Here is a 24588-nt window from a genome sequence, read left to right on the forward strand (position 1 = left end):
CATTTTGCTTTATCTGCCCCCCGGAATATGATTTTTAACGCGACCAAAGACAACGGGCGGAGTGGATTTGATTCACTATCTGCCCGTTCAGGGACGCAAAGATCAAACGATCAGGACAGAACATGAAGAACGCTTTGACGCTTTCGGCGCTTCTCGCCACATTCACCGGTCTCCCGGCCGTGGCGCAGGAACTTGAAATCATCGGGAAACCGACGGATGCAGCCATGGGGTTCCAGCCGGCTGCTACCGAGCTGGCCCGCGAGTTGCAGTCGCTCGACCATATGGTGCTGATCATCATCACTGCCATCTGTATCATGGTCGCCGGCCTTCTGGTCTGGTGTATCGTGCGTTTCAACAGCCGCGCGAATCCGAACCCTGCCAAGTTCTCGCACTACACCCCGGTTGAAGTTCTCTGGACCGTTGGCCCGATCATCATCCTGGTGTTCATCGGGGCGTTCTCGCTGCCGGTTCTGTTCAAGAACCAGGAAATTCCGAATGCCGATATTCACATCAAGGTAACCGGTTACCAGTGGTACTGGGGATACGAGTACACCGACGAGGGCTTCGGTTTCGAAAGCTTCTTGCTGGCCAAGGATTCGCTGGCCGAGCACGGCTATTCCGAGGATGAATACCTGCTGGCAACCGACACCGCCGTCGTGGTCCCGGTCGGCAAGGTCGTGGTCATGAGCGTGACTGGCGCCGATGTCATCCATTCCTGGACCATTCCGGCTTTCGGTGTGAAGCAGGACGCCGTTCCGGGCCGTCTGGCGCAACTTTGGTTCGCTGCAGAAAAGGAAGGCGTCTACTTCGGCCAGTGTTCCGAACTTTGCGGCAAGGATCACGCCTATATGCCGATCACGGTCAAGGTCGTGAGCGAGGCGGAATACGCCAAGTGGCTGGAGTCGGCCAAGGAAGAGTATGCGGGCGTTCCGCAGTCCTTCCAGGTAGCCTCCAACTGATCCGTTTCCGGCAGGTCACCTGCCGAAACCAGACTGACACAGGCTGCGCGGAGATCGCGCAGCTTTCGCCCCAAGAGACCATTGCATGAGCGACGCAAGCATCAACGCAAGCCCTTCCCGGATCGCGAGCCGGCAGGACGAGGCCGGCTTTGGCGATTATTTCGCGCTGCTGAAACCGCGGGTGATGTCGCTTGTCGTGTTCACGGCACTGGTCGGTCTTGTCGCCGCGCCTGTGCCGGTCCATCCGTTCATCGCCTTTTGCGCCATCTTGTTCATCGCGATCGGCGGTGGCGCTTCGGGCGCGCTCAACATGTGGTGGGATTCGGATATCGACCGGATCATGAAGCGTACCAGGAAGCGCCCGATTCCGGCCGGCAAGGTGGAACCGGGAGAGGCGATGGCGTTTGGCCTGGCGCTGTCCGGGCTGTCGGTGATGATGCTCGGTCTCGCGACCAATGTCTTTGCCGGCGCCTTCCTAGCCTTCACCATTTTCTTCTACGTGGTGATCTACACCATGTGGCTGAAGCGGACGACTCCGCAAAACATCGTCATCGGCGGAGCTGCCGGTGCGTTTCCGCCGGTGATCGGCTGGATTGCCGCGACCGGCGACATGTCGGTCGAACCCTGGCTGATGTTCGCCCTCACCTTCATGTGGACCCCGCCGCATTTCTGGGCGCTGGCGCTGTTCATGCGGTCCGACTATGATGATGCCGGCGTTCCCATGCTGACTGTGACGCACGGGCGTCGCGCCACACGGGTTCATATTCTCGTATACACGATCCTGCTTGCGCTGCTGGCGCTGGGCACCGCTTTCTCGGATATCGGCGGGCCGGTCTATCTGGCCGTGGCCCTGGTTCTGAATGCGCTGTTCCTGATGGGAGCGATCCGCATCTGGCGCCGGGACGAGGCAGCGTCCGAAGCCGACAATTTCCGGACCGAACGGGGATTCTTCAAGCTGTCCCTGCTGTACCTGTTCCTGCATTTCGGCGCGATCCTGGTCGAGGCCATCCTGAAGCCCTACGGGCTGGGAGGCTGGCAATGAGCCTGAGACCGCCCCATGAACTGCATCAGCGACGCTTTGGCCGCAACCTTGGCGTTGGGCTCACGCTGGCAGCTTTGATCGTCATCATCTTCGGTCTGACCGTAGTCAAGGTGACCCGCGGGGATTTCGAACCGCCGCGTGGCAATGTGGAGGTGCAGAACTGATGGCTCTGAAAGGACCTCAGAAGACGGTTGTGCAACTGGTTTCCGTCGTTTTCGTGATGGGGGCGCTCGCCTGGGCGTCTGTCCCGTTCTACGACTGGTTTTGCCGGGTAACAGGCTTTGGCGGGACGACAGGTGTCGCCGAGGCGGCTTCGGACAGCATTCTTGACCAGACGATCAAGGTGCGTTTCGACGCCTCCAAGGAACGCGGAATGCCGTGGGAGTTCCGGCCCGTCCAGCAGGAAATGGAACTGCGCATCGGTGAAACCGGTCTGGCCTTCTACGAAGCGTACAACCCGACCGACCGGCCGGTCGCCGGGCAGGCGTCCTATAATGTCGCGCCCTATTCGGCCGGCGGCTATTTCGACAAGATCGCCTGTTTCTGCTTCGAAGAACAGGTTCTGCAACCGGGCGAACGGGTTCAGATGCCGGTCAGCTTCTTTGTCGATCCCGAGATCGTAAACGACCGGGACGGGAAATATGTGCATACGATCACGCTGTCGTATACATTCTACGAAATCGATCTGCCCGAGGGCTATGCCGCCCTCGATAAGCAGACGGAAACCAATACGAACTAACGCCGCGAGGTGAGGGACACTGATGGCACACGCTAAGAACCACGATTATCATATTCTTGCCCCGTCGATCTGGCCGCTGGTCGGCTCGATCGGTGGTTTCGCCATGCTGTTCGGAGCCGTGCTCTGGATGCATGGCATTACGGCCTGGCTGTTCTGGGCCGGCTTGGTGGCCGTGCTTTACGTCATGTTCGCCTGGTGGTCCGAAGTGGTCGCCGAGAGCCGTCAGGGCGATCACACGCCGGTTGTCCGGATCGGGCTGCGCTACGGCATGATCCTGTTCATCATGTCCGAAGTGATGTTCTTCTTTGCCTGGTTCTGGTCCTTCTTCAAACATCGCATGTATCCGATGCAGGACTATGTCGGCACCGAATATGTCGCTCCGCACATCCATGCCGTTGATCCGTTCCATCTGCCTCTGATCAACACGCTGGTTCTGCTTCTGTCGGGCTGCGCGGTCACCTGGGCGCACCACGCACTGGTTCACAACAACGACCGCAAGGCGCTGATCCAGGGCCTTTCCATCGGTATCGTGTTGGGTGTCGCCTTTACCTTCCTGCAAGGCTATGAATATGCGGAACTTCTGCTGCATGAAGACTGGACCTTCGGCGGCGACCAGTTCTATTCGAACTTCTTCATGGCGACCGGCTTCCACGGTATGCATGTGATCATCGGTACCATCTTCCTGGCCGTCTGTCTGCTGCGGGCGCTCAAGGGGGACTTTACGCCCGAAAAGCATATCGGTTTCGAAGCCGCCGCATGGTACTGGCACTTCGTCGACGTGGTCTGGCTGTTCCTGTTCTTTGCGGTCTACGTCTGGGGACAGGCGCCGTATCTCTAAGCTGGGGTCCGGATCCGAATGATGGAAGGCCGCCTTTCGGGCGGCTTTCTTTTTGACCCGGACGACTTTGGTGGATGCCGAATTGCATCCGATACAATTGTGCGGTTGCAAATTCTGGGTCTCCCAACATAACAAGGCACCGGCCCTGAACGGGCCGGTCATCATCCTGCCGGAGCCACCATGCGCCGAGTATTGTTTCTGCTGATCTTCGGGGTTTCCGGCCTCGCTATTCTGCTGTCACTGGGGACCTGGCAGGTACGTCGGCTGGCCTGGAAGGAAGCTCTGCTGGCCGAGATCGACAGCCGCATCGCGGGCGCGCCTGCACAACTGCCCCAGCACCCTGACCCGGAACGGGACAAGTACCTACCCGTTGCGGTAAGCGGGTCCTTCGGCCCGCAGGAACTGCATGTGTTGGTCTCGGTGAAAATGGTGGGGCCGGGCTACAGGGTCATCGCGCCTTTTGTCACCGACACGGGCAACCGCATCATGATCGACCGTGGGTTCATCACAACCGAAGCCAAGCAGACCCGGCGCGACCCGGGACCGATGGAGATTGCCGGCAACCTTCACTGGCCGGATGAGATAGACGGCTATACACCGGAGCCGGATCTCAAGTCGAATATCTGGTTCGCCCGCGATGTCCCGGCGATGGCTGCGGCACTGGGAACCGACCCTGTTCTGTTGGTCGCCCGCGACCGGACCGACCCCGGCGTAACGCCGCTGCCGGTCGATACCGCCGGCATTCCGAACGACCACCTGCAATATGCAATCACCTGGTTCGGGCTGGCCCTAGTCTGGGCCGCCATGACCACCCTGTTCCTGTGGCGCGGCCGCGCCCGCACGAAAGGCTGATACCAATGAAATACATCTCGACCCGGGGCCAGGCGCCTGAACTGTCCTTCGAAGAGGCGATGCTGACTGGGCTTGCCCGCGATGGGGGTTTGTATCTGCCCGCGGAAATCCCGACGCTGAGCCAGGGCGAGATCGCCGCGCTCGCCGGGCTGCCTTATGAAGAGATCGCGTTCCGCGTGATGTGGCCCTTTGTCAGCGGTTCGTTTTCCGAAGAAGAATTCAAGGGAGCCATCGCCCGCGCCTATGCCGGCTTCGGTCATGCAGCCCGCGCACCGCTGAAGCAGCTGAACGAGAACCACTTCCTTCTCGAGCTTTTCCACGGGCCCACGCTGGCCTTCAAGGATTTCGCCATGCAGCTGATCGGCCAGCTGTTCCAGCTGGCTCTGGAACGGAGGGGCGAGACGGTGACCATCGTCGGCGCCACCTCCGGCGACACCGGCTCGGCCGCGATCGAGGCATTCCGCGGGCTCGATGCGGTCAATGTCTTCATCCTGTTTCCCCACGGCCGCGTCAGCGAGGTGCAGCGCCGCCAGATGACCACGCCGGCGGATGGTAACGTGCATGCGCTGGCACTGGATGGCGATTTCGATGATTGCCAGGCGCGGGTCAAGGACATGTTCAATGACTTCACCTTTCGCGACGGGGTCCGGCTGGCCGGTGTGAATTCGATCAACTTCGCGCGGGTTCTGGCGCAGGTTGTCTATTATTTCTCTGCTGCCACCAGCCTCGGCGCACCACACCGCAAGGTCAGCTTTACCGTGCCTACCGGCAATTTCGGCGACATTTTCGCGGGCTATATCGCCAAGCGCATGGGCCTGCCGGTGGACCGGCTGGTTGTCGCGACCAACCAGAACGACATCCTGCACCGCTGCCTTTCGGGGCAGGGGTATTTCAAGGGTGAAACGATTCCCTCCATCAGCCCGTCCATGGATATCCAGGTCTCGTCAAACTTCGAACGGGCCCTTTACTACGCCTATGGCGAAGACGGGAGCGCCGTGGCGCAGTTGATGGACGAGTTGAAATCGGGCGGTTTCAACGTCAGCCAGGGCGCGATGGAGAGCCTGCACGAGACCTACAGTTCCGGCCGCGCCTCGGAAGAGGAAACGCTGGCGACGATCACGGCAACCCTCGCGGCCAGCGGCGAACTGCTCTGTCCTCACTCGGCAGTGGGCGTGAAAGTCGCCGAAGAGGCGCGCAAGGGCGACCATGTTCCAATGATCACACTCGCCACTGCGCACCCGGCAAAGTTCCCGGCGGCGGTCGAAAAGGCCAGCGGCGTGTTTCCGCCCCTTCCCCCGCGCATGTCCGACCTGTATGAACGTCCGGAACGGCTGACCCGCATCGCCAACGATCTGGCGGCCATCCAGGACCATATCAGAGGGCAAATCGCCGAGTGACTGTAAGACAAGACCAACTGGCCAACGGCTTTCGCATCGTCAGCGAGCATATGCCGGGCCTGCAATCGGCCGCCATCGGCATCTGGGTGACAGCGGGCGGCCGCCACGAGCGGATCGAACAGAACGGAATCGCTCATTTCCTTGAACACATGGCGTTCAAGGGCACGAAGCGACGTTCGGCGCTGGAGATTGCCGAGGCAATCGAGGATGTGGGCGGTTACATCAACGCCTACACCTCGCGTGAGGTCACAGCCTACTACGCGCGCGTGCTGAAAGAGGACGTAGGACTGGGGCTCGACGTGATCGGGGACATCGTGCTGAACCCGGTGTTCGACCCGCGTGAGATCGAGGTCGAGCGGGGCGTGATCCTGCAAGAGATCGGACAGGCGCATGACACGCCCGACGACATCATCTTCGATTGGCTCCAGGAAGAAAGCTATCGCGACCAGCCGCTGGGCCGGACCATCCTGGGACCGGTCGAACGCGTGCGGTCCTTCTCGCGCGATGATCTGTCCGCATTCGTGTCGGAACATTACGGCCCCGAACAGATGATCCTGTCCGCCGCCGGTGCGGTCGATCACGACGAGCTGGTGCAAATGGCCTCGGAAATGTTCGGTCACCTCAAGCCGCGCAAGGGGCTTGTCCCCGCGCCGGCCCGGTTTACCGGGGGCGAGGCGCGGCACGACAAGGCCCTGGAACAGGCGCATTTCGCCCTTGCTTTCGAAGGTCCGGGGTATCGCGAAAATTCCATCTATACCGCACAGATCTATTCTTCCGCGCTTGGGGGCGGCATGTCCTCGCGGCTGTTCCAGGAAGTGCGCGAGGTGCGCGGCCTCTGCTATACGATCTTTGCCCAGACCGGTGCCTACGCCGATACCGGAACGACCACGATATACGCGGGAACCAGCGCCGAGCAACTCGGAGAACTGGCGGCGATCACCATCGACGAGATGAAGCGCGCCGCCGATGACATGTCCGAGGCCGAGGTTGCCCGTGCACGTGCCCAGATGAAGGCCGGAATGCTGATGGGGCTGGAAAGCCCGTCGAACCGGGCCGAACGGCTGGCGCGGCTGGTCCAGATCTGGGGCACCGTGCCGTCGCTGGAAGAGACCATTGCCCGGATTGACGCGGTCACGACCGCGGATGTCCGCGCCTTTGCCGAGACCATGGCCATAACCGCGCCGGCGGCCCTGGCTCTGTATGGTCCGGTCTCGGGCGCGCCTGGACTGGCGGAGTTGCAGGAGAGGCGCGCGGCGTGATGCTGTTGGGCAGGCGCAAGCTGAAACTCGAGACCGAGCGGCTGAGCCTGCGCCCGCCCGTGCATTCCGACTATCGCGACTGGGCGGCGCTGCGCCGTGCCTCGGCGGCCTATCTTACCCCGTGGGAACCGTCCTGGGCGCCCGACCACCTCAGCCGCAAAAGTTTCACCAACAGGGTCTATTGGGCGCAGCGATCTGTCGCCAACGGCACTGCTGTTCCGCTTTTCCTGTTCCGGCGCGAGGATGACGTCCTCGTCGGTGCAATCACGCTCGACAATATTCGCCGTGGTCCCGCACAGGCCGGAACGCTGGGATATTGGACCGGGCAGAGCCATGCGCGGCACGGCTATATGCGCGAGGCGATCGGCGCAGTTGTGCATCATGCCTTCACGCGACTCGACCTGAGCAGGCTCGAGGCTGCCTGCCTGCCCGAGAACCAGCCCTCGCGTGGGCTGCTGGAAAGCTCGGGTTTCAAGTATGAAGGCGTCGCGCAATCCTACCTGCAAATCAACGGCCGCTGGCGCACGCATGTTCTTTATGCCGCCTTGCGCTCGGACAGGCGTGGTCGTACCGACGCCGGCTGAGGCCGTCAGGCATGCAGAAACGCATCGGTACTTTCGTAGAAAGTGACGTGATCCATCCCCGATGCCGAAGCCTATGCTCGAGTATACCGAGGGAGGTGCGGCTTGGTACGGTTTCCCGACATAGGATGACTTGGGTTTGACTAGAGCGACGAGCAATCCGCGGTTCGAGATAGCGTGGCGCGATTCGTTGAACCGCTTTCCCGAGATGCCCGTATCCTGTGCATCTACGAGGGAACACGCGAGATACAGCGCGAAGTCTTCGCCCGCGACCTTCCGGGGGGCTTGAGCAAGGTTCGACGAACGCTGGAAGCGTGCTACCCTCCCGGAAAGGAGGGATACGGATGTTGCGACCGCTTTTTTCTGTCTTGCTCGCCTTGGCAATGACCCCCGCAGGCGCACAGGAGCGTCGGCCAAGCCACTGCATCGCGATCGCCGATGCCGCGCCGGGGGTTGAATACCTGCATCGGGCCAGTTGGCAATTGCCGGTGCCGGATTATTCGGTACGGATCAGTTATATCGCTCATGCGTCTTTCCTGCTTCAGACACAGGGCGGATTGACTGCAGTAACCGACTTCACGGGCTTCATCGGCACCGCGCCCCTGATCCCCGATGTCGTCACGATGAACCATGCGCATGAAACGCATTGGACGGCCTTTCCCGATCCGGCGATTCCGCATGTCCTCGAAGGTTGGGGGGATTTCGGCGAAGGGATCGACCACTATCTCGACCTCGGCGAGATGCTGGTTCGCAATGTCTCGACCGACATCAGATCCGATTTCACCGGTATCGAGCCCAATGGAAACTCCATCTTTGTCTTCGAGGTGGCGGGACTGTGCATCGGGCATCTTGGCCATTTGCATCATGTGCCCGACGATGCGCAATTTGCGGCCTTGGGGCGGCTCGATGTCGTGATGGCGGCGGTCGATGGCGGCACCACCATGTCTTTGCCCGAGATGATGCAGGTGCTCAGGCGGTTGAAATCATCGGTGGTGATCCCGATGCACTGGTTTTCAGGATACTCGCTGAATGCATTCCTGGCTGGAATTGGCGATGAATTCGACATCCGGCGCGACGGTGCTTCCTCGATCGAGGTGAGCTTGCGCAATCTGCCGGATCGCCCCACCGTAGTTGTGCTGGAGCCGCGTTACCTGCGCCCTGATGAATAAGGCTTGCCGGGCAAAAGGCGCTGCGGCATCACTGGTATCATGACGCTCAATGACGCCGACGCCCTGTTTGCCGCCCATCTTGACAGCCTGCTGCCCAAAGCTGTGCTGCGTCCTGTCGAACCGCGCTATCTGGCCGAGCCGCGCGGCCGCTGGAACGGGCGGGCCGGGGTGCTCGCCCTGCCGCGCAACGCGGAGGAGGTGGCTGTCCTGGTGCGTGCGGCATCGGCGTGGCGGGTGCCCGTGCTGCCCTATGGCGGTGGTACAGGGCTGGTCGGTGGGCAGATCATGCCGGAAGGGCCTGCGCCGCTTGTGATCTCGCTGGAGCGCATGAACCGAATCCGTGCCGTTTACCCAAGTGAAAACGTGCTGGTGGCCGAGGCTGGCTGTATCCTCGCCGATATCCGGGCTGCCGCTGCCGATGCGGGCCGCCTGTTCCCCCTGTCGCTCGCGGCCGAGGGTTCGTGCCGGATCGGTGGCAACCTGGCGACCAACGCGGGCGGGGTCAATGTGCTGCGATATGGCAATACCCGTGACTTGTGCCTGGGGCTTGAGGCCGTGCTGCCCAGCGGGCAGATATGGCATGGCTTGTCGCGGCTCAGGAAGGACAATACAGGCTATGACCTGCGGAATCTGCTGATCGGGTCGGAGGGGACGCTTGGCATCATTACCGCCGCCGCGCTCAAGCTCTCGCCGGTGCCGGCCTCGATCGGAACCGCCATGCTCGCGGTGTCCTCGCCACAGGCAGCTCTTGACCTGCTGGCCCTGGCCCGTGAGCAGGTGGGCGAGGCTGTCAGCGCCTTCGAACTGATCCACCGCCAGGGTCTCGATTTCCTGACCGAGGTCTTGCCGCAGGTACGCCAGCCGTTCCACACAACGCCAGAGTGGTGCATTCTGATCGAATTGGGCCTGTCAGGCGGCGCTGATGCTGGCGAAGCGCTTGAACGGCTGTTCGAGACGGGCAATGAGGCAGGGCTTGTGGAGGATGGTGTCATTGCCCGGAGCGAAGGGCAACGCAACGCACTCTGGACGGTCCGCGAACACCTGCCCGAGGCAAACCGTCTGATCGGCTCGGTGTCCAGCCACGATGTTTCGTTGCCCTTGTCTGCGATCCCCGATTTCATTCATCGGGCAGCTGAGGCCATCGCGGGCATCGGACCGTTCCGGATCAACAATTTCGGGCATCTCGGCGACGGGAACCTGCACTACAACGTCTTTCCGCCCAAAGGCCGCAGCCGAGCGGAATTTTCCGAAATGGCCGATCCCGTGAAACGTGCCGTGCATGACATCGTGCATGACCTGGGCGGGTCCGTGAGCGCCGAACATGGAATCGGGCGGCTGAAGACGGACGATCTGGTCCGCTATGGCGACCCGGTAAAGCTGGTGGCCATGCGCGCAATCAAGGCGGCGATCGACCCGTGCGGAATCATGAACCCGGGCGCGGTTCTGGTCCCCGACCAAAGGGGCGGCGCTGGCTGAAAACGGCGGCCCGTCGGAGTGGCAGATACGGTTCCGCGACTCGCAAGATTTCCGCGAAGTTTTTGCCCTTCGAGGTCGCGCCGGGTTGTTACAACAAAATGAATGCAGAAAACATGTTTTTTCTATGCATGGCGTCGAAGTTGGGTGAAACTGTTCTTCAGATCAGGGAGGAGGATCAGAATGAAAAACCTCGTATTGGCCATGGGCCTTACTCTTTCAATGGCATCGGTTGCCTGGGCGGAAGGCCAGACCCACCATGTCGCCATCCATGTGGACGAGAACGATCCGCAGGTGATGAACATGGCGCTGAACAACGTGGCGAATGTTGCCAAGTATTATGAAAGCCAGGGCGACACTGTCATCGTCGAGGTTGTCGCCTATGGTCCGGGTCTCAACATGTACATCCCCGACAAAAGCCCGGTGGCGGACCGCATATCGGCCATGAGCCTCGAAATCCCGAACCTGTCCTTTGCTGCTTGCGGAAATACCAAGGCGGCGATGAGCAAGAAGGCGGGGCACGAGATCGAATTGATGGCCGAAGCGACTGTCGTGCCGTCGGGGGTTGTTCGGCTCATCGAATTGCAGGAACAGGGCTACGCCTACGTGCGTCCGTAAGGTTCGGGAGCATTCGGGGCCGGATAATCCGGCCCCGACGCTGTAGGGTCAGCTCTGCGGCAGGATGACCTTGTCGATGACGTGAATGACGCCGTTGCTGGCCTCGATATCCGCCGTGGACACGGTCGCGTCGTTCACCATGACGCCGTTGTCCAGATCGATGGTCACCGCACCGCCCTGAACGGTGGTTGCGGTCATGTCGTCGCTCAGATCAGTCGACATCACCTTGCCGGGTACGACGTGATAGGTGAGAACGGCTACCAGCTGGTCCTTGTTCTCCGGCTTCAGCAGGTTTTCGACGGTGCCTGCGGGCAGGGCGGCAAAGGCTTCGTCCGTGGGCGCGAAAACGGTGAAGGGGCCTTCGCCCTTCAGGGTGTCAACAAGACCGGCGGCCTGTACGGCGGCAACAAGGGTCGAGAACGAGCCCGCGCCTGCGGCGGTATCGACGATATCCTTGGCGCCGCCTCCCGCGCTGGCGGAGGTTGCAAAGAGGAAAGCGGTTGCAGTTACGAGTGCAGTCTTGCGAAACATTCCATAGCTCCTGTGCTAAAGCTGCCGGTCATGGCATCGCAAAGGTTACGCACTGCCTTGCCCGCTGGATGACCGCCTGAACGGCGCACGGGTCCTTGACACAAAAAACCTGCGGACTAAGCCACAGGCTTTAGAGTTTTCCAGTCAACAATTCGTGAAGTTCCGTGATCAAAGGCCTTCGAATTCGCAGAGCGCGTGCACGTCCATCCCCATATTTTCGAGCACATTGCGCCCGCCAAGTTCGGGCAGGTCGATGATGAAGGCGCAGGAGACGATTTCGCCTCCCAACCGTTCGATCAGTTTGATTCCGGCGGCCGCCGTTCCGCCAGTGGCCAGCAGGTCGTCGACCAGAAGAACCTTTTCGCCGGGTTGGATCGCGTCGTCATGGATTTCGACGATGGCTTCGCCATATTCCAGCTTGTAATCTTGGCTGATCGTGGTGCCGGGCAGCTTGCCCTTCTTGCGGATGGGGACAAAGCCGACCGATAGCTGGTGCGCGATGGCGCCGCCAAGGATAAAGCCGCGGGCCTCAAGCCCCACGACCTTGTCGATCCGCTCACCCGCATAAGGGTGCAGCATCTGGTCGATGGCTATTCGAAATCCGCGCGGATCAGCAAAAAGCGTTGTGACGTCCCGGAACATGATCCCTTCGTGCGGGAAATCGACGATGGTACGGATGTAGTCCCGGACGGATTTGGTTCTGGACATGCGGCATCCCTCGCTATGCTTTTTGACCTTTGTCGGTGTGGCGCAAGCCGAGCCGCTATTCAAGCGCGAAGACATGCCGGGAAAGCTGGACCCGCGACCTGACGCGGGCCCTTGCCTACTTGTTCCGTCGCGTTGAACTGTAGAACCGGTACAATGATCCGGGGAGCCAGCCGAGATGCGGTTTGACCCAATCATGACGGTCCTGAACAAGCAAGTTCTGTGCGGTATGCAGGTTCATTTGCCAATGCCTCCTTATTGTTGTTACGGTGCTGTTGCACCGACATATCATATGCTATGTATATACAATGCATATGCTGTGAATTCAACCGCAACGGATCTCGAAGTGTCAAAGAAAGAAACGAAATCGCACTCGAAAAAGGATTCTCAACTGGTCCTTCGGCTGGGCAAGAAGGAAAGGGACGACTTCGTTGAGATGTGCAAGTCGCTCGATACCAGCGCAGCGCGGGAAATCCGGCGGTTCATCCGAACCTTCATGAAGGAACATGAAAAAGGTCAATAACGGCGCCATGCAGGGTGTCGCAGCAGCGCGGTCGGCCCCGGCTTCGGCAAAAGGGCTGTAAGGGCCAGCCACAGGTCACAGGCATCGCCACGCCCAAGGTTTGGCCCCGGACACCTCGGGCTGGGCCTACGGATGACGTCAGGCCGCGGGCAATGGACTACAGCACACGCCCCGCCACGGCATCGAGCCTGGAAAGCAAGGCGGGATCGCGTTTGTCGGGCGCGGTGAGGATGGCATGATCCAGCGACCGGTCACACCCATGCGGGCAGGGCGCGCGATCCGGTCCCAGCAGGGCAGGAAGCCCCTTGACCAAGGCGCGTCCATTGTCGGCATTGCGCATCAGTGTGGCGATGATCTGCGCGACATCGACTTCACCGTGATCGGGGTGCCAACTGTCGTAATCGGTGACCATGGCGACCGAGGCATAACAAAGCTCGGCTTCGCGGGCGAGCTTGGCCTCGGGCATATTGGTCATGCCGATCACATCCGCGCCCCAGTGCTCGCGATACATCTTCGACTCGGCCAGTGTCGAGAATTGCGGTCCTTCCATCGCCAGATAGGTGCCGCCCCTGTGAACGGGGATGCCGGCAGCGCGCGCCGCAGTTTCGCAGGCTTCCGACAGGCGCGGGCAGGTGGGATGCGCTACGCTGACGTGAGCGACGCATCCGGTGCCGAAGAAGCTCTTTTCGCGCGCAAACGTCCGGTCGATGAACTGATCGACTATCACGAAATCTCCCGGCGCCATCGCTTCGCGGAAGGACCCGCAGGCCGAGACCGAAATGACATCCGTTACGCCCAGCCGTTTCAGCGCGTCGATATTGGCGCGATAGGGCACGTCGGTCGGAGCATGCACATGCCCGCGCCCGTGCCGGGGCAGAAAGGCCATGTCGACGCCTTCAAGTCGGCCGGTCAGGATCTGGTCCGAGGGAGACCCCCAAGGCGTTTCGACCGATACCCATTCGGCACTTCCCAGCCCGTCGATGTCGTAGATGCCAGAGCCGCCGATCACGGCGATCTTGGTGCTGGTCATGTGCGGGCCTTTCCGTCTGCTACCGGCTTCGCGCCCGAGTTGTGCGGATTCCCGGCGCATTTTCAAGGGGTAAGTTCTGATAGAACCGGCCGCAACCGAAGAGCCGGGAGGTTGCTTTTGGGTGGAAATCACGGAAGACGGCCAGGTCGATCCGCCTGCTCGAATGCCCTTGTGCCAGGCAAGGGCCACGATGCGGCGATATACCCGCTATGTTCTCAGTGCAATGCTGCTACCCGGCCAAGCCCATGGCCGGACCGGGACTGAACCGTTAGAAAGCCCGGAACGCGAACAATCCCCACTGGACAAGATCGATGCCCCGTGCCTTCCTGGCAAGTGTTGCCAATCGCCTAGCATTTCCCGACCTGCGCTGGATGCCGGACGAGCCATTCAGCGCATCACGGCTGCGGATCGAGCTGTTGTCCGGCTTGACCGTGGCACTGGCGCTGGTGCCCGAGGCGGTGGCCTTTGCCTTTGTTGCCGGCGTGCATCCGCTGGTCGGCCTTTACGCCGCCTTTCTGGTCGGGCTGATCACCGCGCTGATCGGGGGGCGGCCCGGCATGATCTCTGGCGCAACGGGCGCCCTGGCCGTGGTGATGGTGGCGCTGGTGGCCCAGCACGGGGTTGAGTACCTGTTCGCCACCGTCGTGCTCATGGGCCTATTGCAGGTGATCGCGGGGGTCATGCAATGGGGCAAGTTCATCCGCCTGGTGCCGCATCCGGTCATGCTCGGGTTTGTCAACGGTCTGGCCATCGTGATCTTTCTGGCGCAACTGGGGCAGTTCAAGGTGCCGGGCAGCATGGAAAACACCGGCCACGGAATGGGCGGCGGTGAATGGCTGTCCGGCGGGCCGCTCTACCTGATGCTCGCGCTGGTGGCGCTGACCATGGCGGTGATCTGGATCATGCCGCGCGTTACCCGCATCATCCCGGCGCCGCTGGCCGGTATCGCGGTGGTCGCGGCGCTGGTGATTGGTGTCGGACTGGATGTGCCGCGGGTGGGCGACATGGCCTCGATCGAAGGTGGTTTGCCGCAATTCCATATTCCGATGGTGCCCGTGACCTGGGAAACCCTTGAGATCATTCTGCCCTATGCGGTGATCCTGGCCGCCATCGGCCTGATCGAAAGCCTGCTGACGCTTAACCTTGTCGGCGAGATTACCGGCAAGCGCGGCGGCGCCAGCCAGGAATGCATCGCCCAGGGCGCGGCCAATGTGGTTACCGGGTTTTTTGGCGGCATGGGTGGCTGCGCGATGATCGGCCAGTCGATGATCAACGTGAAATCGGGCGGGCGGACCCGCATCGCGGGGGTTGCGGCGGCGCTGTTCCTGCTGGTTTTCATCCTGTTCGCGGCACCGCTGATCGAACAGATCCCGCTGGCTGCGCTGGTGGGCGTGATGTTCATGGTGGTGATCGGGACCTTTGCCTGGAACTCGCTGATGATCCTGCGCAAGGTGCCGCTGACGGATGCCTTCGTCACGGTACTGGTGACCGTCGTGACGGTGATGGAGGACCTGGCTGTCGCCGTAGTCGTGGGCGTGATCGTCTCGGCCCTGGCTTATGCCTGGAACAATGCCAAGCGCATTCACGCGGTGACCCGCGAGTCCCATACCGAGAAGGGGGCCAAGGTCTACGAGATCCAGGGGCCGCTGTTCTTCGGCTCCACCGACGGGTTCGGCGAGCTGTTCGAGGTCGATACAGACCCCGAGACCGTCATCGTCGATTTCAAGCAGAGCCGGGTCGTTGACCAGTCGGCGCTTCAGGCGATCGAGGCGGTTGCGGGGCGTTACGAGGCGGCTGGAAAAAGGGTGATGCTGCGACATCTGAGCCGCGACTGCCACCAGTTGCTGACAAAAGCGGGGCACCTGATGGTCGACAGCGATGATGACCCCGACTATGGGCTGGCGGTGGACTATTCCGTGCGCACCGGCATTCTGGGCGGTCACTGATCCGATGCAAGGCGGAGCGCGCCTTTGGCGCGCGCTTTTTTGCGCCGCGCCTTTCGGCGCGGGATGCGAGGCGCTGCCTCGCGCTCCTAAGTATTTGGAACCAGAAAGAAGGATTAGGGACGAAGGCTGACGAGCCGGTCGATATCGCCTTCGAGCAGCGCGGTTTCGGCCTGGGCAATTCGATCGGCAGGCCAGTCCCACCAGGCGAGATCCAGAAGGGTCGCGATGGCATCGGCGTCGAACCGGTATCGGACTGTATGGCCAGGGTTGCCTGTAACCACTGCATAGGGCGGCACGGTGCCTCGCACCACCGCGCCCGCGCCGATCAGGGCTCCGTCGCCGATGACCGCGCCGGGCAGGACAAGCGCGCCATATCCGATCCAGACATCGTTGCCGATCACGGTATCGCGCCGGTCGGGCTGATAGCCGGCCATCCGGTCGGGGTCGAACACCGGAAAGGGGAAGCAGGTCAGACCGTCCATGGCGTGATTGGCCGAGGCGGTGATGAACCTTACCCCGTGGGCGATCTGGCAGAACCGGCCAATGCGGAGCGTTTCCGCCGAGGTGGGAAACAGATAGGGTGCCAGTCGCGCTGCCCAATCCGTGGGCGGGTCGAAATCCGACGCATAGGTGTAATCCCCGACAACAAGCCGCGGGTGGTCGATCACCTGGTTCAGAAACACGGTTCCGGCATGATCGGAGCCATCCGGCAGGGTGATCGGATAGCGGCGGCCAGCGTCTGGCAGGGTCATCTGTCGTCCGGTCGTGCGAGCGCAAAGAGTTCGCGCACGACGGTGTAGTCGCGATACCCGAGCCGGGCCAGCGGCTGATAGGTGGTGATGTCGAAAATGCCATCCCTCAGGCAGTCGTCGCGCATGTGGATCCCGGTCACCTCGCCGAAGACCACACGGTTCGACGCACCGGGCAGGGTGACGATCTGGGTCAGCCTGCATTCCAGCGCGGCGGGCGCGCCGGCGACGCGTGCGCAGCCGATCGTCTCGCACTCGACCGGCGTCAGGCCGGCATGGGCGAACTCGTCCACCTCGCGCGGCAGGGTTTCGGAAGAGGCGTTCATCGCGTCCTTCATCGCGTATTCGACGATGTTCACGCAGAACACGCCCGTCGCCTCGATATTGGCAACGGTGTCCTTGGTGTTGTCCTGGTCGGGCTTGCTGCCCGTGGTCGAGAACATCACCTGCGGCGGCACATAGGCCGCACCATTGAAGAAACTGTAGGGGGCAAGGTTGTTGGTGCCATCGGCGGCCCGGGTCGAGATCCATCCGATCGGACGGGGCGTGATGATCGCGTTGAACGGGTTGTGCGGCAGGCCGTGGCCATCCTCGGGTCGATAGAACATGAGTGGTTTGTCTCCAAGCGTTTGCCCTAGGGGTAACGAAGTGATAGGGCGATTGCCACCCATGAGGAGAGGCAGGGCAGCAGGTGATCGAAGTAAAGCCGGAAACACCGGACGATTGGTGGGAAATCGAGGCGCTTTACGACCTGTGCTTTGCGCCCGGGAGAACCGCCTTGTCCTCGTACCGTTTGCGTGACGATGTCCCGCCGGTCGCCGGCCTGTCGATGGTGGCCCGCGACAGTGACGGCACGGTCGCGGGTGCGATCCGGTTCTGGCCCGTTCATGTGGGGGCGGTCGACGCCCTCTTGCTGGGGCCTGTCGCCGTTCACCCGACCCACCAGGGTGAAGGTCTGGGGGGGTTCCTGATCCAGGAGGGGCTGGAAGCGGGGCGCAAAAGCGGATGGGACCGGGTGATGCTGGTGGGCGATGCGCCCTACTATGGCCGATTCGGGTTTTCGCGGCTGGACGGGGTGGTCATGCCGCCCCCGACCAACCCCGAGCGCGTACTTGGGCTGGAGCTGACGCAAGGCGCATGGCATGGAATCAGCGGCCAGGTGACCCGCTGGACGCGCTGAGCCGTTGAAATCCGGTTCGCGGTACCCGATGTTCAAGCAGAACGGGAGGTGCACCCATGCAGGATATCGTGATCGTTGCGCCGGTGGATGCCGAGGCGGAACTGGATGCGCTGGCAAAGCGCTATCGCGCCGCTGGCGGTATCGGCATACATCTGTTGAACGCGGTCGGAGGCAAGGCGGAGTCGCTGCTTGACCGTCTGCCGGCACCGGTGCGCTCGGGTCTGACCGAGGCGACCGAACGTGCCTTGGCCCTGGCGATGCGGGCCGCTCAGGGGTCGCGACAGGCTGTACCGCAACAGAGCGAGCGCACGAACATGGTCTGGACAACGGCCATGGGGGCGGTCGGCGGATTGGGCGGGTTATCCACAGCACTTGTCGAACTGCCCGTCACCACAACGGTCCTGTTGCGCGCGATCCAGGATGTGGCGGTCCAGTACGGTTTTGACCCGGGTTCGGAGAATGTGCAATTCGACTGTGTCCGGGTGTTCTCTGCCGCCGGTCCATTGGCGGTCGACGATGGGGCCGATCTCGGGTTCGTTTCACTCCGCCTGACCCTGACCGGCAATGCGATGCAGAAGATGATCGCGGCCGTGGCCCCACGCCTCGCTGCCGCAATGGGCCAGAAACTTGCGGTTCAGTCGGTGCCGATCCTTGGGGCCATGGCTGGTGCCTCGGTGAACTACGTGTACACCCGCTATTATCAGCAGATCGCGCATGTGCATTTCGGTCTGCGAAGGTTGGCGATAGATGCGGACATCCCGCACAGTGAACTGGTCGCCCGTCTTGAAGACAGGATGGCGCTTTTGCGGAAGTGACCATAGCCAGCCGGTGAATTCCATCATGTACCCCGACTGCTTCATCGGCTAAGCACAAGCCAGTCGCGCGCCCGGCCGCGCATGTTCCCTGCGAGTCATTCCCTTCGGCCTGCTCATGAGTTCCGTCTTGCTGCCTGACATCTCCCTTGTCCCGACGATCGGGGGTGTCCGCGTTCAGTACGGAGCGTTGTGCTACAGGTTCAAGGGCGCTGAACCCAGGGTTCTGATGGTAACAAGCCGCGGCACCGGGCGCTGGATCTTGCCCAAGGGTTGGCCCATGAAAGGGCGTGACGGGGCCGGAACTGCCGCGCGCGAGGCCTGGGAGGAGGCCGGAGTCGTCGGTACGGTTCATGCCAGCAGCGTCGGACTGTATTTCTATTCCAAGATCCTCGGCAAGGAGGGGCCGGTTCCCTGCATGGTGCAAGTATTTCCGATCCACGTCAGCCAACTGTCGGACCGTTATCCGGAACGTGGCGAAAGGCGGCGGAAATGGTTTTCGCCGAAGAAGGCGGCGAAAGTGGTGACCGAGGCCGATCTTGCACGATTCCTGACGTCCGTCGACCTGACCCGGTTGCACCAGGCTCGACAAGAAATGCTTGATGACAGCCGCTCCACTTGATCTTCGGTAAGCGGTGGATATTTACTAGGCAGACCATCTGGGAATGTCTTGATGATTCAATATTCTCTGAAATGCAGCGAGGGCCACAGCTTTGACAGCTGGTTCCAGTCGGCTGCCGCCTATGACAAGCTGGCCGCGTCCGGCATGGTCAGCTGCGCGGTCTGCGGTGGAAGCCGGGTAGAGAAGGCGATCATGACTCCTCGGGTTCGTCCGGCGCGTTCGGCTGCGGAAACCCCGGCTACCGAACGGCCATTGAGCGCGCCGGCAACTCCCGCCGAACAGGCTCTGGCCGAAATGCGCCGCAAGATCGAGCAGAATTCGGACTATGTCGGTCGCGATTTCGCGTCCGAGGCACGCCGGATGCATCTGGGCGAAACGCCCGAGCGTTCGATCTATGGCGAGGCCAGGATCGACGAGGCAAAGGCGCTGATCGAGGAGGGCATCCCGGTCGCTCCGCTGCCCTTCTTGCCCAATCGCAAGGCAAACTGAAATGCACGTGCTGATAACTGGCGCCAATCGGGGCGTCGGCAAAGCTCTGGCCGATCTGTACAGGGCTGCCGGGAGCCGTGTAACCGGCACAGCGAGGGACGGCAGCGCCGAGATCACGCTCGATGTGACCGATGCTGCGGCGCATCGGAACATGGCCTCTGCACTCTCCGGGCAACCGGTCGATCTGCTGATCTGCAATGCAGGCGTCTATCTGGACAAGGGGCAGAAAATCGAAGGTTATCCGGCGCAGATGTGGGCCGACACGTTTGCCACCAATGTCACCGGTGTATTCCTGACCGTTCAAGCCTTGCTGCCGAACTTGCGCGCGGCCCGCGGCAAGGTTGCGATCATCTCGTCGCAGATGGCCTCGCACACGCGGGCGCCTGGAGGGAGCTATATCTATCGCGCCTCCAAGGCTGCAGCGCTGAATCTCGGCCGCAATCTTGCCGCGGACCTTGCGGCTGACGGAATTGCTGTCGGGATCTATCACCCCGGCTGGGTGCAGACCGATATGGGTGGCGGTGCAGCTGACATCGGCAAGGACGAGGCCGCCGCCGGGCTTGCCGCCCGGTTTGCCGATTTGTCTCTCGAAACGACGGGTTGTTTCGAAACCTGGGACGGGCGCGCCCATCCCTATTGAGCGCCGGGCGCTGCGACGGGCAATTCGAAAACTGCGCGAAGAGGTTGGCGGCAAAACGGCGGCGCGCATGGATAATCCTTGATCTCGCAGCTTGCGCTGGCGCGGTGTGATCTGGACCCTGCGCCGAAATCTCGTTCCCGGATTGTTCTCTCTGCGTCAAATAGGTGCGCCCGCAATGCCCACTTGCTCTTGCACCCCCCCTCGCATATGAGGCACCAGATCAATTCCAAGGCGCGGAGACTTTGACCCCCATGCCAACGCTCGTGATGAAATTCGGCGGCACATCGGTTGCCAATCTCGATCGAATCCGCCGCGCGGCCAAACGCGTCGGCGTCGAAGTTGCCAAAGGCTATGACGTGATCGTCATCGTTTCGGCCATGGCGGGCAAGACCAATGAACTGGTCGGCTGGGTCAACGAAACCTCGCCCTTGTTCGATGCGCGCGAATACGATGCGGTCGTGTCATCCGGAGAAAACGTCACGGCCGGCCTTATGGCGCTGACGCTTCAGGAGATGGATATTCCCGCCCGCAGTTGGCAGGGCTGGCAGGTGCCCTTGATCACCAACAGTGCCCATAGCCAGGCACGGATCGAGGATATCCCGCCGCACAACGTCAACCAGAAATTCGCCGAAGGCATGAAGGTTGCGGTGGTTGCCGGGTTCCAGGGCGTCAGCCCCGAAGGCCGTATCACCACGTTGGGCCGGGGTGGTTCGGATACCACGGCTGTGGCCTTTGCCGCTGCCTTTGGCGCCGAGCGCTGCGACATCTACACCGATGTGGACGGGGTCTACACGACCGATCCGCGCATCTGCTCCAAGGCGCGCAAGCTTGAAAAGATTTCGTTCGAGGAAATGCTCGAACTGGCCTCGCTGGGGGCCAAGGTGCTGCAAACCCGCTCGGTCGAGCTGGCGATGCGCTACAAGGTGAAACTGCGTGTCCTCTCCAGCTTCGAGGAACAATCGGACGAGGCGGGAACGCTGGTCGTCGATGAGGAGGAAATCATGGAATCCAATGTCGTTTCCGGTGTGGCCTATTCCCGCGACGAGGCCAAGTTGACCGTGGTATCGGTGCTTGACCGGCCCGGTGTCGCCGCCACCATTTTCACCGCGCTCAGCGATGCCGGGGTGAACGTTGACATGATCGTACAGAACGTGTCCGAAGAAGGCATCACCGACATGACCTTCTCGTGCCCGACCGATCAGGTGGCGCGCGCGGAAAAGGCGATGAACGCGGTGCGCGACGCGGGCGGACTGGAATTTGAGTCGCTGATCATCGACTATGATGTCTGCAAGGTTTCGGTAGTGGGCATCGGCATGCGCAGCCAGTCGGGCGTGGCTGCCAAGATGTTCAAGATTCTCTCGGATGAGGGGATCAACATCAAGGTCATCACAACCTCCGAGATCAAGATTTCCGTTCTGATCGACCGGAAATACATGGAACTTGCCGTACAGGCGCTGCATGATGCGTTTGAACTGGACAAGGCCGCCTGATCAATTCGGACGCGGACGTGCCTGTCCATAACTGGGCAATGAATCGATGGTGGACGGCACGGAAAGCGAATCGCGCAAGCTGCTCGGGCGGCTGCGCGAGGCCATGGCAACGGACGAAGCCGGACAGGCGCGTCTGGACCGGATTACCCATCTGATCGCCCATAGCATGGGGACCGAGGTCTGCTCGATCTACCTGTTCCGTGATTCCGAGACCCTGGAACTTTGCGCGACCGAAGGGCTGAAGCAGGAATCCGTGCACCAGACGCGACTGCGGCTTGGCGAGGGCCTTGTTGGCCGCGTCGCGAAATCGGGCAAGGTGGTCAATACACCCGATGCACCTTCGGCCAAGGGCTTCCGCTACATGCCGGAAACCGGGGAGGAACGGTTTTCTTCTTTCCTGGGCATCCCGATCCAGCGGCTGGGCGAGAAACTGGGGGTTTTGGTCGTTCAGTCGCGCATCGCGCGGGAATTTTCTGCGGACGAGATCTACGCACTCGAAGTGGTGGCGATGGTTCTGGCCGAAATGGCCGAACTGGGCGCCTTTGTCGGAGAGGGCGCCGCGCTGTCGCCGCTGCACCAGAAATCGGCGACCTTCCGGGGAGGTACGGGACAGGAAGGTGCTGCCGAAGGCCATGTCTGGCTGCACGAGCCAAGAGTGGTGATTACCAACCCGATCGCGGATGACCCTCATCGCGAACTCGAGCGTCTCAACGAGGCGATCGACGAGTTGCGCGTCGGCGTCGACCGGATGCTGGAAATGTCACAGCAGGGCGACAAGGAGCAACTTCAAGTTCTCGAAGCCTACCGCATGTTTGCCAATTCCAAGGGCTGGATGCGGCGCATGGAAGAGGATATCGCCCGGGGGCTCAGCGCGGAAGCGGCCGTGGAAAAGGAACAATCCCAGGCACGTGCGCGCATGGAACAGGTGCAGGATGCCTATCTGCGGGAACGGCTGGCCGATCTCGACGATCTCAGCAACCGCCTGCTGCGCATCCTGACTGGACAGGGCAAGCAGACCGGTGCGGAGTTGCCGGCAGATCCGATCCTGATCGCGCGCAACATCGGGCCGGGTGATCTGCTGGAATATGGGCGTTCACTCAAGGGCATCGTGCTCGAAGAAGGCTCGGTCGGAAGTCATGCGGCCATCGTGGCGCGGGCGCTGGCCATCCCGCTGGTTGTGCATGCAGAACGCATCACCACCGAGGCCCTGAATGGTGATCACATCCTGGTCGATGGTGACCAGGGCGTCGTGCATCTTCGTCCCGAAGACAGCGTGGCCAGCGCGTTTCGGGACAAGATGGCCATGCAGGCAGATGCGCAGGCACGATACATCTCGATCCGGGACAAGCCGGCGGTCACGCTGGACGGGCATCGCATCAGTCTGGTGATGAATGCCGGTCTGATGGCGGATCTTCCATCGCTTGAGGGGTCCGGGGCCGAAGGTGTCGGGCTGTTCCGTACGGAATTGCAGTTCCTGGTTCGCAACAAGATGCCGAAACGGTCCGAACTGGTTGCGCTCTACGCAAGGGTCCTCGATGCGGCGCAGGGCAAGCGCGTAGTTTTCCGCACACTGGATATCGGCTCCGATAAGGTGCTACCCTACATGAAGCCCACCGACGAGCCCAACCCGGCTCTGGGCTGGCGTGCGATCCGCGTGGGGCTGGACAAGCCCGGTGTCATGCGGATGCAGTTGCAGGCTCTTATCCGTGCCGCCAACGGCCGTCCGTTGACCATCATGTTTCCCTTCGTGGCGCAGGCCGAGGAGTACCGTCAGGCCCGTGCGGAAGTGAACAAAACCATCGAACGCGAGAAGATTCTTGGTCATCCTTTGCCCGAAAAGCTTGAAATCGGCGCGATGCTGGAGACTCCTTCGCTGGCTTTTGCACCGCAGAAGTTCTTTGACGAGGTTGACTTTCTGTCGATCGGTGGCAACGACCTGAAGCAGTTCTTCTTTGCTGCTGATCGCGAGAACGAGCGGGTGCGCCGCCGTTACGACACGCTGAACTGCAGTTTTCTGAGTTTCATCGAGCGTATTGTCGAGCGCTGCGATCAGTCTGGAACGCAGTTGAGTTTCTGCGGAGAAGATGCCGGGCGTCCAGTCGAGGCTGCCTGTTTTGCAGCGATGGGCATTCGCATCTTGTCAATGCGCCCCGCGTCAATTGGGCCTGTCAAAAGTTTGCTTTTGCGTACAGATCTTGGCGAATTACGCAAGATCATTACCGACGGGCGCCACCGCGGCGTTCAGACAGTACGCCCGGCTGTAATGGAATGGTTCGGCTCTCACGCGTGAATTGCCCAGGCAAAGCCACCTCGGAACCCTGACCGGGCTCTGTTTTGATCAGTCGATCATGAAGAGCTGAATAATCAATAACATATGGCCCATTGTTGAAATCTCCGACCCGCAGGTCGAAGTTGGGATATTCTTTGGGTGTGGATGGATTGTGGATAAGTTCCCGTTTCATCACGGTATTTTTATTGTCATATCATGATTTTCTTACCCGTTTAGTGGGGTTAATCAGCAATAATTTTTCCAATACTTGATTTTCCGCCCAGGATCGCTGTAATGTGAATACAGACTTATCCTCAGGTATTCAATTGCAGAGCAACCCGCGCCGCCTAGCCTTTCGTTGCCTGGCGCACTTCGATCTTTCGAGGCGCCGAGTTCTTGAGAACTCAGAACCGATTCTCTGTGTCTAATCAGATGATTGGATGTTCAAGCAGCTATTCGTCTCAGAAATTTCTTTTAACTAACTGAATTTGCGATGTTTTTGCAGATTCGTTTTGGAGAATTGGCGAGGCTCTCGTTTTTGCTTTGCCTTAAGATATTGAAAGATAACAATGTAGATGACACTGGCCGAACAAGCTTGTGTCGTCTCGCTGTGTCTTTCTGGGTCCGTTGATCGGCATCCAAGGTGTGCGCGATCCGTCACGTCATCGAGAACAC

25 protein-coding genes are annotated in these 24588 nt (G+C 61.1%); 20 read left to right on the plus strand and 5 right to left on the minus strand.

The window, feature by feature from the left end; translation table 11 throughout:
• The first annotated feature begins 122 nt into the window (after positions 1–122).
• The 12 genes from coxB to BLT75_RS10950 all read left to right on the plus strand — a co-directional run bounded on the left by coxB (position 123) and on the right by BLT75_RS10950 (position 10927).
• Positions 123–959, plus strand: a complete 837-nt coding sequence (gene coxB, locus BLT75_RS10900) for a cytochrome c oxidase subunit II (protein ID WP_093030976.1) — start codon at positions 123–125, stop codon at positions 957–959.
• 85 nt (positions 960–1044) lie between these two features.
• Positions 1045–2001 (plus strand): heme o synthase, encoded by a 957-nt coding sequence (gene cyoE / locus BLT75_RS10905; protein ID WP_093030979.1) that lies wholly within the window; start codon positions 1045–1047, stop codon positions 1999–2001.
• Complete coding sequence (locus BLT75_RS24360; protein ID WP_176827941.1) at positions 1998–2165, plus strand: hypothetical protein; 168 nt, start codon at positions 1998–2000, stop codon at positions 2163–2165. The genes cyoE and BLT75_RS24360 overlap by 4 nt, the downstream gene beginning before the upstream one ends.
• Entirely contained in the window at positions 2165–2740 is a 576-nt protein-coding gene (locus BLT75_RS10910; protein ID WP_093030982.1) for a cytochrome c oxidase assembly protein, read from the plus strand. The genes BLT75_RS24360 and BLT75_RS10910 overlap by 1 nt, the downstream gene beginning before the upstream one ends.
• Positions 2741–2762: 22 nt before the next feature.
• Positions 2763–3578 (plus strand): cytochrome c oxidase subunit 3, encoded by an 816-nt coding sequence (locus BLT75_RS10915; RefSeq protein WP_093030985.1) that lies wholly within the window; start codon positions 2763–2765, stop codon positions 3576–3578.
• Positions 3579–3758: 180 nt separating this feature from the next.
• The gene (locus BLT75_RS10920; RefSeq protein ID WP_093030988.1) at positions 3759–4430 is read left to right on the plus strand and encodes an SURF1 family protein; all 672 of its coding nucleotides are present in this window, start codon (positions 3759–3761) and stop codon (positions 4428–4430) included.
• 5 nt (positions 4431–4435) lie between these two features.
• Positions 4436–5827 (plus strand): threonine synthase, encoded by a 1392-nt coding sequence (gene thrC, locus BLT75_RS10925; protein ID WP_093031172.1) that lies wholly within the window; start codon positions 4436–4438, stop codon positions 5825–5827.
• Positions 5824–7086, plus strand: coding sequence for a M16 family metallopeptidase (locus BLT75_RS10930; protein WP_093030991.1), 1263 nt, complete (start codon positions 5824–5826; stop codon positions 7084–7086). Before thrC ends, BLT75_RS10930 begins: the two co-directional genes overlap by 4 nt.
• Positions 7086–7670, plus strand: coding sequence for a GNAT family N-acetyltransferase (locus tag BLT75_RS10935; protein WP_093030994.1), 585 nt, complete (start codon positions 7086–7088; stop codon positions 7668–7670). Before BLT75_RS10930 ends, BLT75_RS10935 begins: the two co-directional genes overlap by 1 nt.
• A 341-nt stretch (positions 7671–8011) precedes the next feature.
• Positions 8012–8836, plus strand: coding sequence for an MBL fold metallo-hydrolase (locus BLT75_RS10940; protein WP_093030996.1), 825 nt, complete (start codon positions 8012–8014; stop codon positions 8834–8836).
• Between the two features lie 39 nt (positions 8837–8875).
• Entirely contained in the window at positions 8876–10312 is a 1437-nt protein-coding gene (locus BLT75_RS10945; protein WP_093030999.1) for an FAD-binding oxidoreductase, read from the plus strand.
• Between the two features lie 180 nt (positions 10313–10492).
• The gene (locus BLT75_RS10950) at positions 10493–10927 is read left to right on the plus strand and encodes a DsrE family protein (protein WP_093031002.1); all 435 of its coding nucleotides are present in this window, start codon (positions 10493–10495) and stop codon (positions 10925–10927) included.
• 48 nt (positions 10928–10975) lie between these two features.
• Here the strand turns inward: BLT75_RS10950 and BLT75_RS10955 are convergent, their stop codons facing one another.
• The 3 genes from BLT75_RS10955 to BLT75_RS10970 all read right to left on the minus strand — a co-directional run bounded on the left by BLT75_RS10955 (position 10976) and on the right by BLT75_RS10970 (position 13716).
• Positions 10976–11458: a fasciclin domain-containing protein gene (locus tag BLT75_RS10955; protein ID WP_093031005.1), complete on the minus strand. Its 483-nt coding sequence runs from the start codon at positions 11456–11458 to the stop codon at positions 10976–10978.
• 168 nt (positions 11459–11626) lie between these two features.
• Positions 11627–12166 (minus strand): adenine phosphoribosyltransferase, encoded by a 540-nt coding sequence (locus BLT75_RS10960; RefSeq protein WP_093031009.1) that lies wholly within the window; start codon positions 12164–12166, stop codon positions 11627–11629.
• Between the two features lie 677 nt (positions 12167–12843).
• Positions 12844–13716: an S-methyl-5'-thioadenosine phosphorylase gene (locus tag BLT75_RS10970; RefSeq protein WP_093031015.1), complete on the minus strand. Its 873-nt coding sequence runs from the start codon at positions 13714–13716 to the stop codon at positions 12844–12846.
• Between the two features lie 311 nt (positions 13717–14027).
• Here BLT75_RS10970 and BLT75_RS10975 point away from each other — a divergent pair, with 311 nt between their 5' ends.
• Positions 14028–15662 (plus strand): SulP family inorganic anion transporter, encoded by a 1635-nt coding sequence (locus BLT75_RS10975; RefSeq protein ID WP_093031018.1) that lies wholly within the window; start codon positions 14028–14030, stop codon positions 15660–15662.
• Between the two features lie 113 nt (positions 15663–15775).
• Here BLT75_RS10975 and BLT75_RS10980 read toward each other — a convergent pair whose 3' ends face one another.
• On the minus strand, positions 15776–16414 hold the full coding sequence (locus BLT75_RS10980; RefSeq protein WP_093031021.1) for a CatB-related O-acetyltransferase: 639 nt from the start codon (positions 16412–16414) through the stop codon (positions 15776–15778).
• Positions 16411–17019: a flavin reductase family protein gene (locus BLT75_RS10985; protein WP_093031024.1), complete on the minus strand. Its 609-nt coding sequence runs from the start codon at positions 17017–17019 to the stop codon at positions 16411–16413. Before BLT75_RS10985 ends, BLT75_RS10980 begins: the two co-directional genes overlap by 4 nt.
• An 83-nt stretch (positions 17020–17102) precedes the next feature.
• Between BLT75_RS10985 and BLT75_RS10990 the strand changes: the two genes are divergently transcribed.
• The 7 genes from BLT75_RS10990 (at position 17103) to ptsP (ending at position 23934) form a co-directional block, all read left to right on the plus strand.
• Positions 17103–17591, plus strand: coding sequence for a GNAT family N-acetyltransferase (locus BLT75_RS10990; RefSeq protein ID WP_093031027.1), 489 nt, complete (start codon positions 17103–17105; stop codon positions 17589–17591).
• Between the two features lie 56 nt (positions 17592–17647).
• Positions 17648–18406, plus strand: a complete 759-nt coding sequence (locus BLT75_RS10995; RefSeq protein ID WP_093031030.1) for an EcsC family protein — start codon at positions 17648–17650, stop codon at positions 18404–18406.
• A gap of 115 nt (positions 18407–18521) precedes the next feature.
• Complete coding sequence (locus tag BLT75_RS11000) at positions 18522–19025, plus strand: NUDIX hydrolase (protein ID WP_093031033.1); 504 nt, start codon at positions 18522–18524, stop codon at positions 19023–19025.
• A gap of 51 nt (positions 19026–19076) precedes the next feature.
• Positions 19077–19514 carry a DUF1178 family protein gene (locus BLT75_RS11005; RefSeq protein WP_093031036.1) on the plus strand — a complete coding sequence of 146 codons (438 nt, stop codon included), beginning with the start codon at positions 19077–19079 and terminating at the stop codon, positions 19512–19514.
• 1 nt (position 19515) lies between these two features.
• Positions 19516–20154, plus strand: a complete 639-nt coding sequence (locus BLT75_RS11010) for an SDR family NAD(P)-dependent oxidoreductase (RefSeq protein ID WP_093031039.1) — start codon at positions 19516–19518, stop codon at positions 20152–20154.
• Positions 20155–20405: 251 nt separating this feature from the next.
• Complete coding sequence (locus BLT75_RS11015; protein ID WP_093031042.1) at positions 20406–21644, plus strand: aspartate kinase; 1239 nt, start codon at positions 20406–20408, stop codon at positions 21642–21644.
• 46 nt (positions 21645–21690) lie between these two features.
• The gene (gene ptsP, locus BLT75_RS11020) at positions 21691–23934 is read left to right on the plus strand and encodes a phosphoenolpyruvate--protein phosphotransferase (protein ID WP_093031046.1); all 2244 of its coding nucleotides are present in this window, start codon (positions 21691–21693) and stop codon (positions 23932–23934) included.
• Positions 23935–24588: the final 654 nt, after the last annotated feature.

Source organism: Ruegeria marina (genome assembly GCF_900101475.1).
Taxonomy (GTDB): domain Bacteria; phylum Pseudomonadota; class Alphaproteobacteria; order Rhodobacterales; family Rhodobacteraceae; genus Ruegeria_B; species Ruegeria_B marina.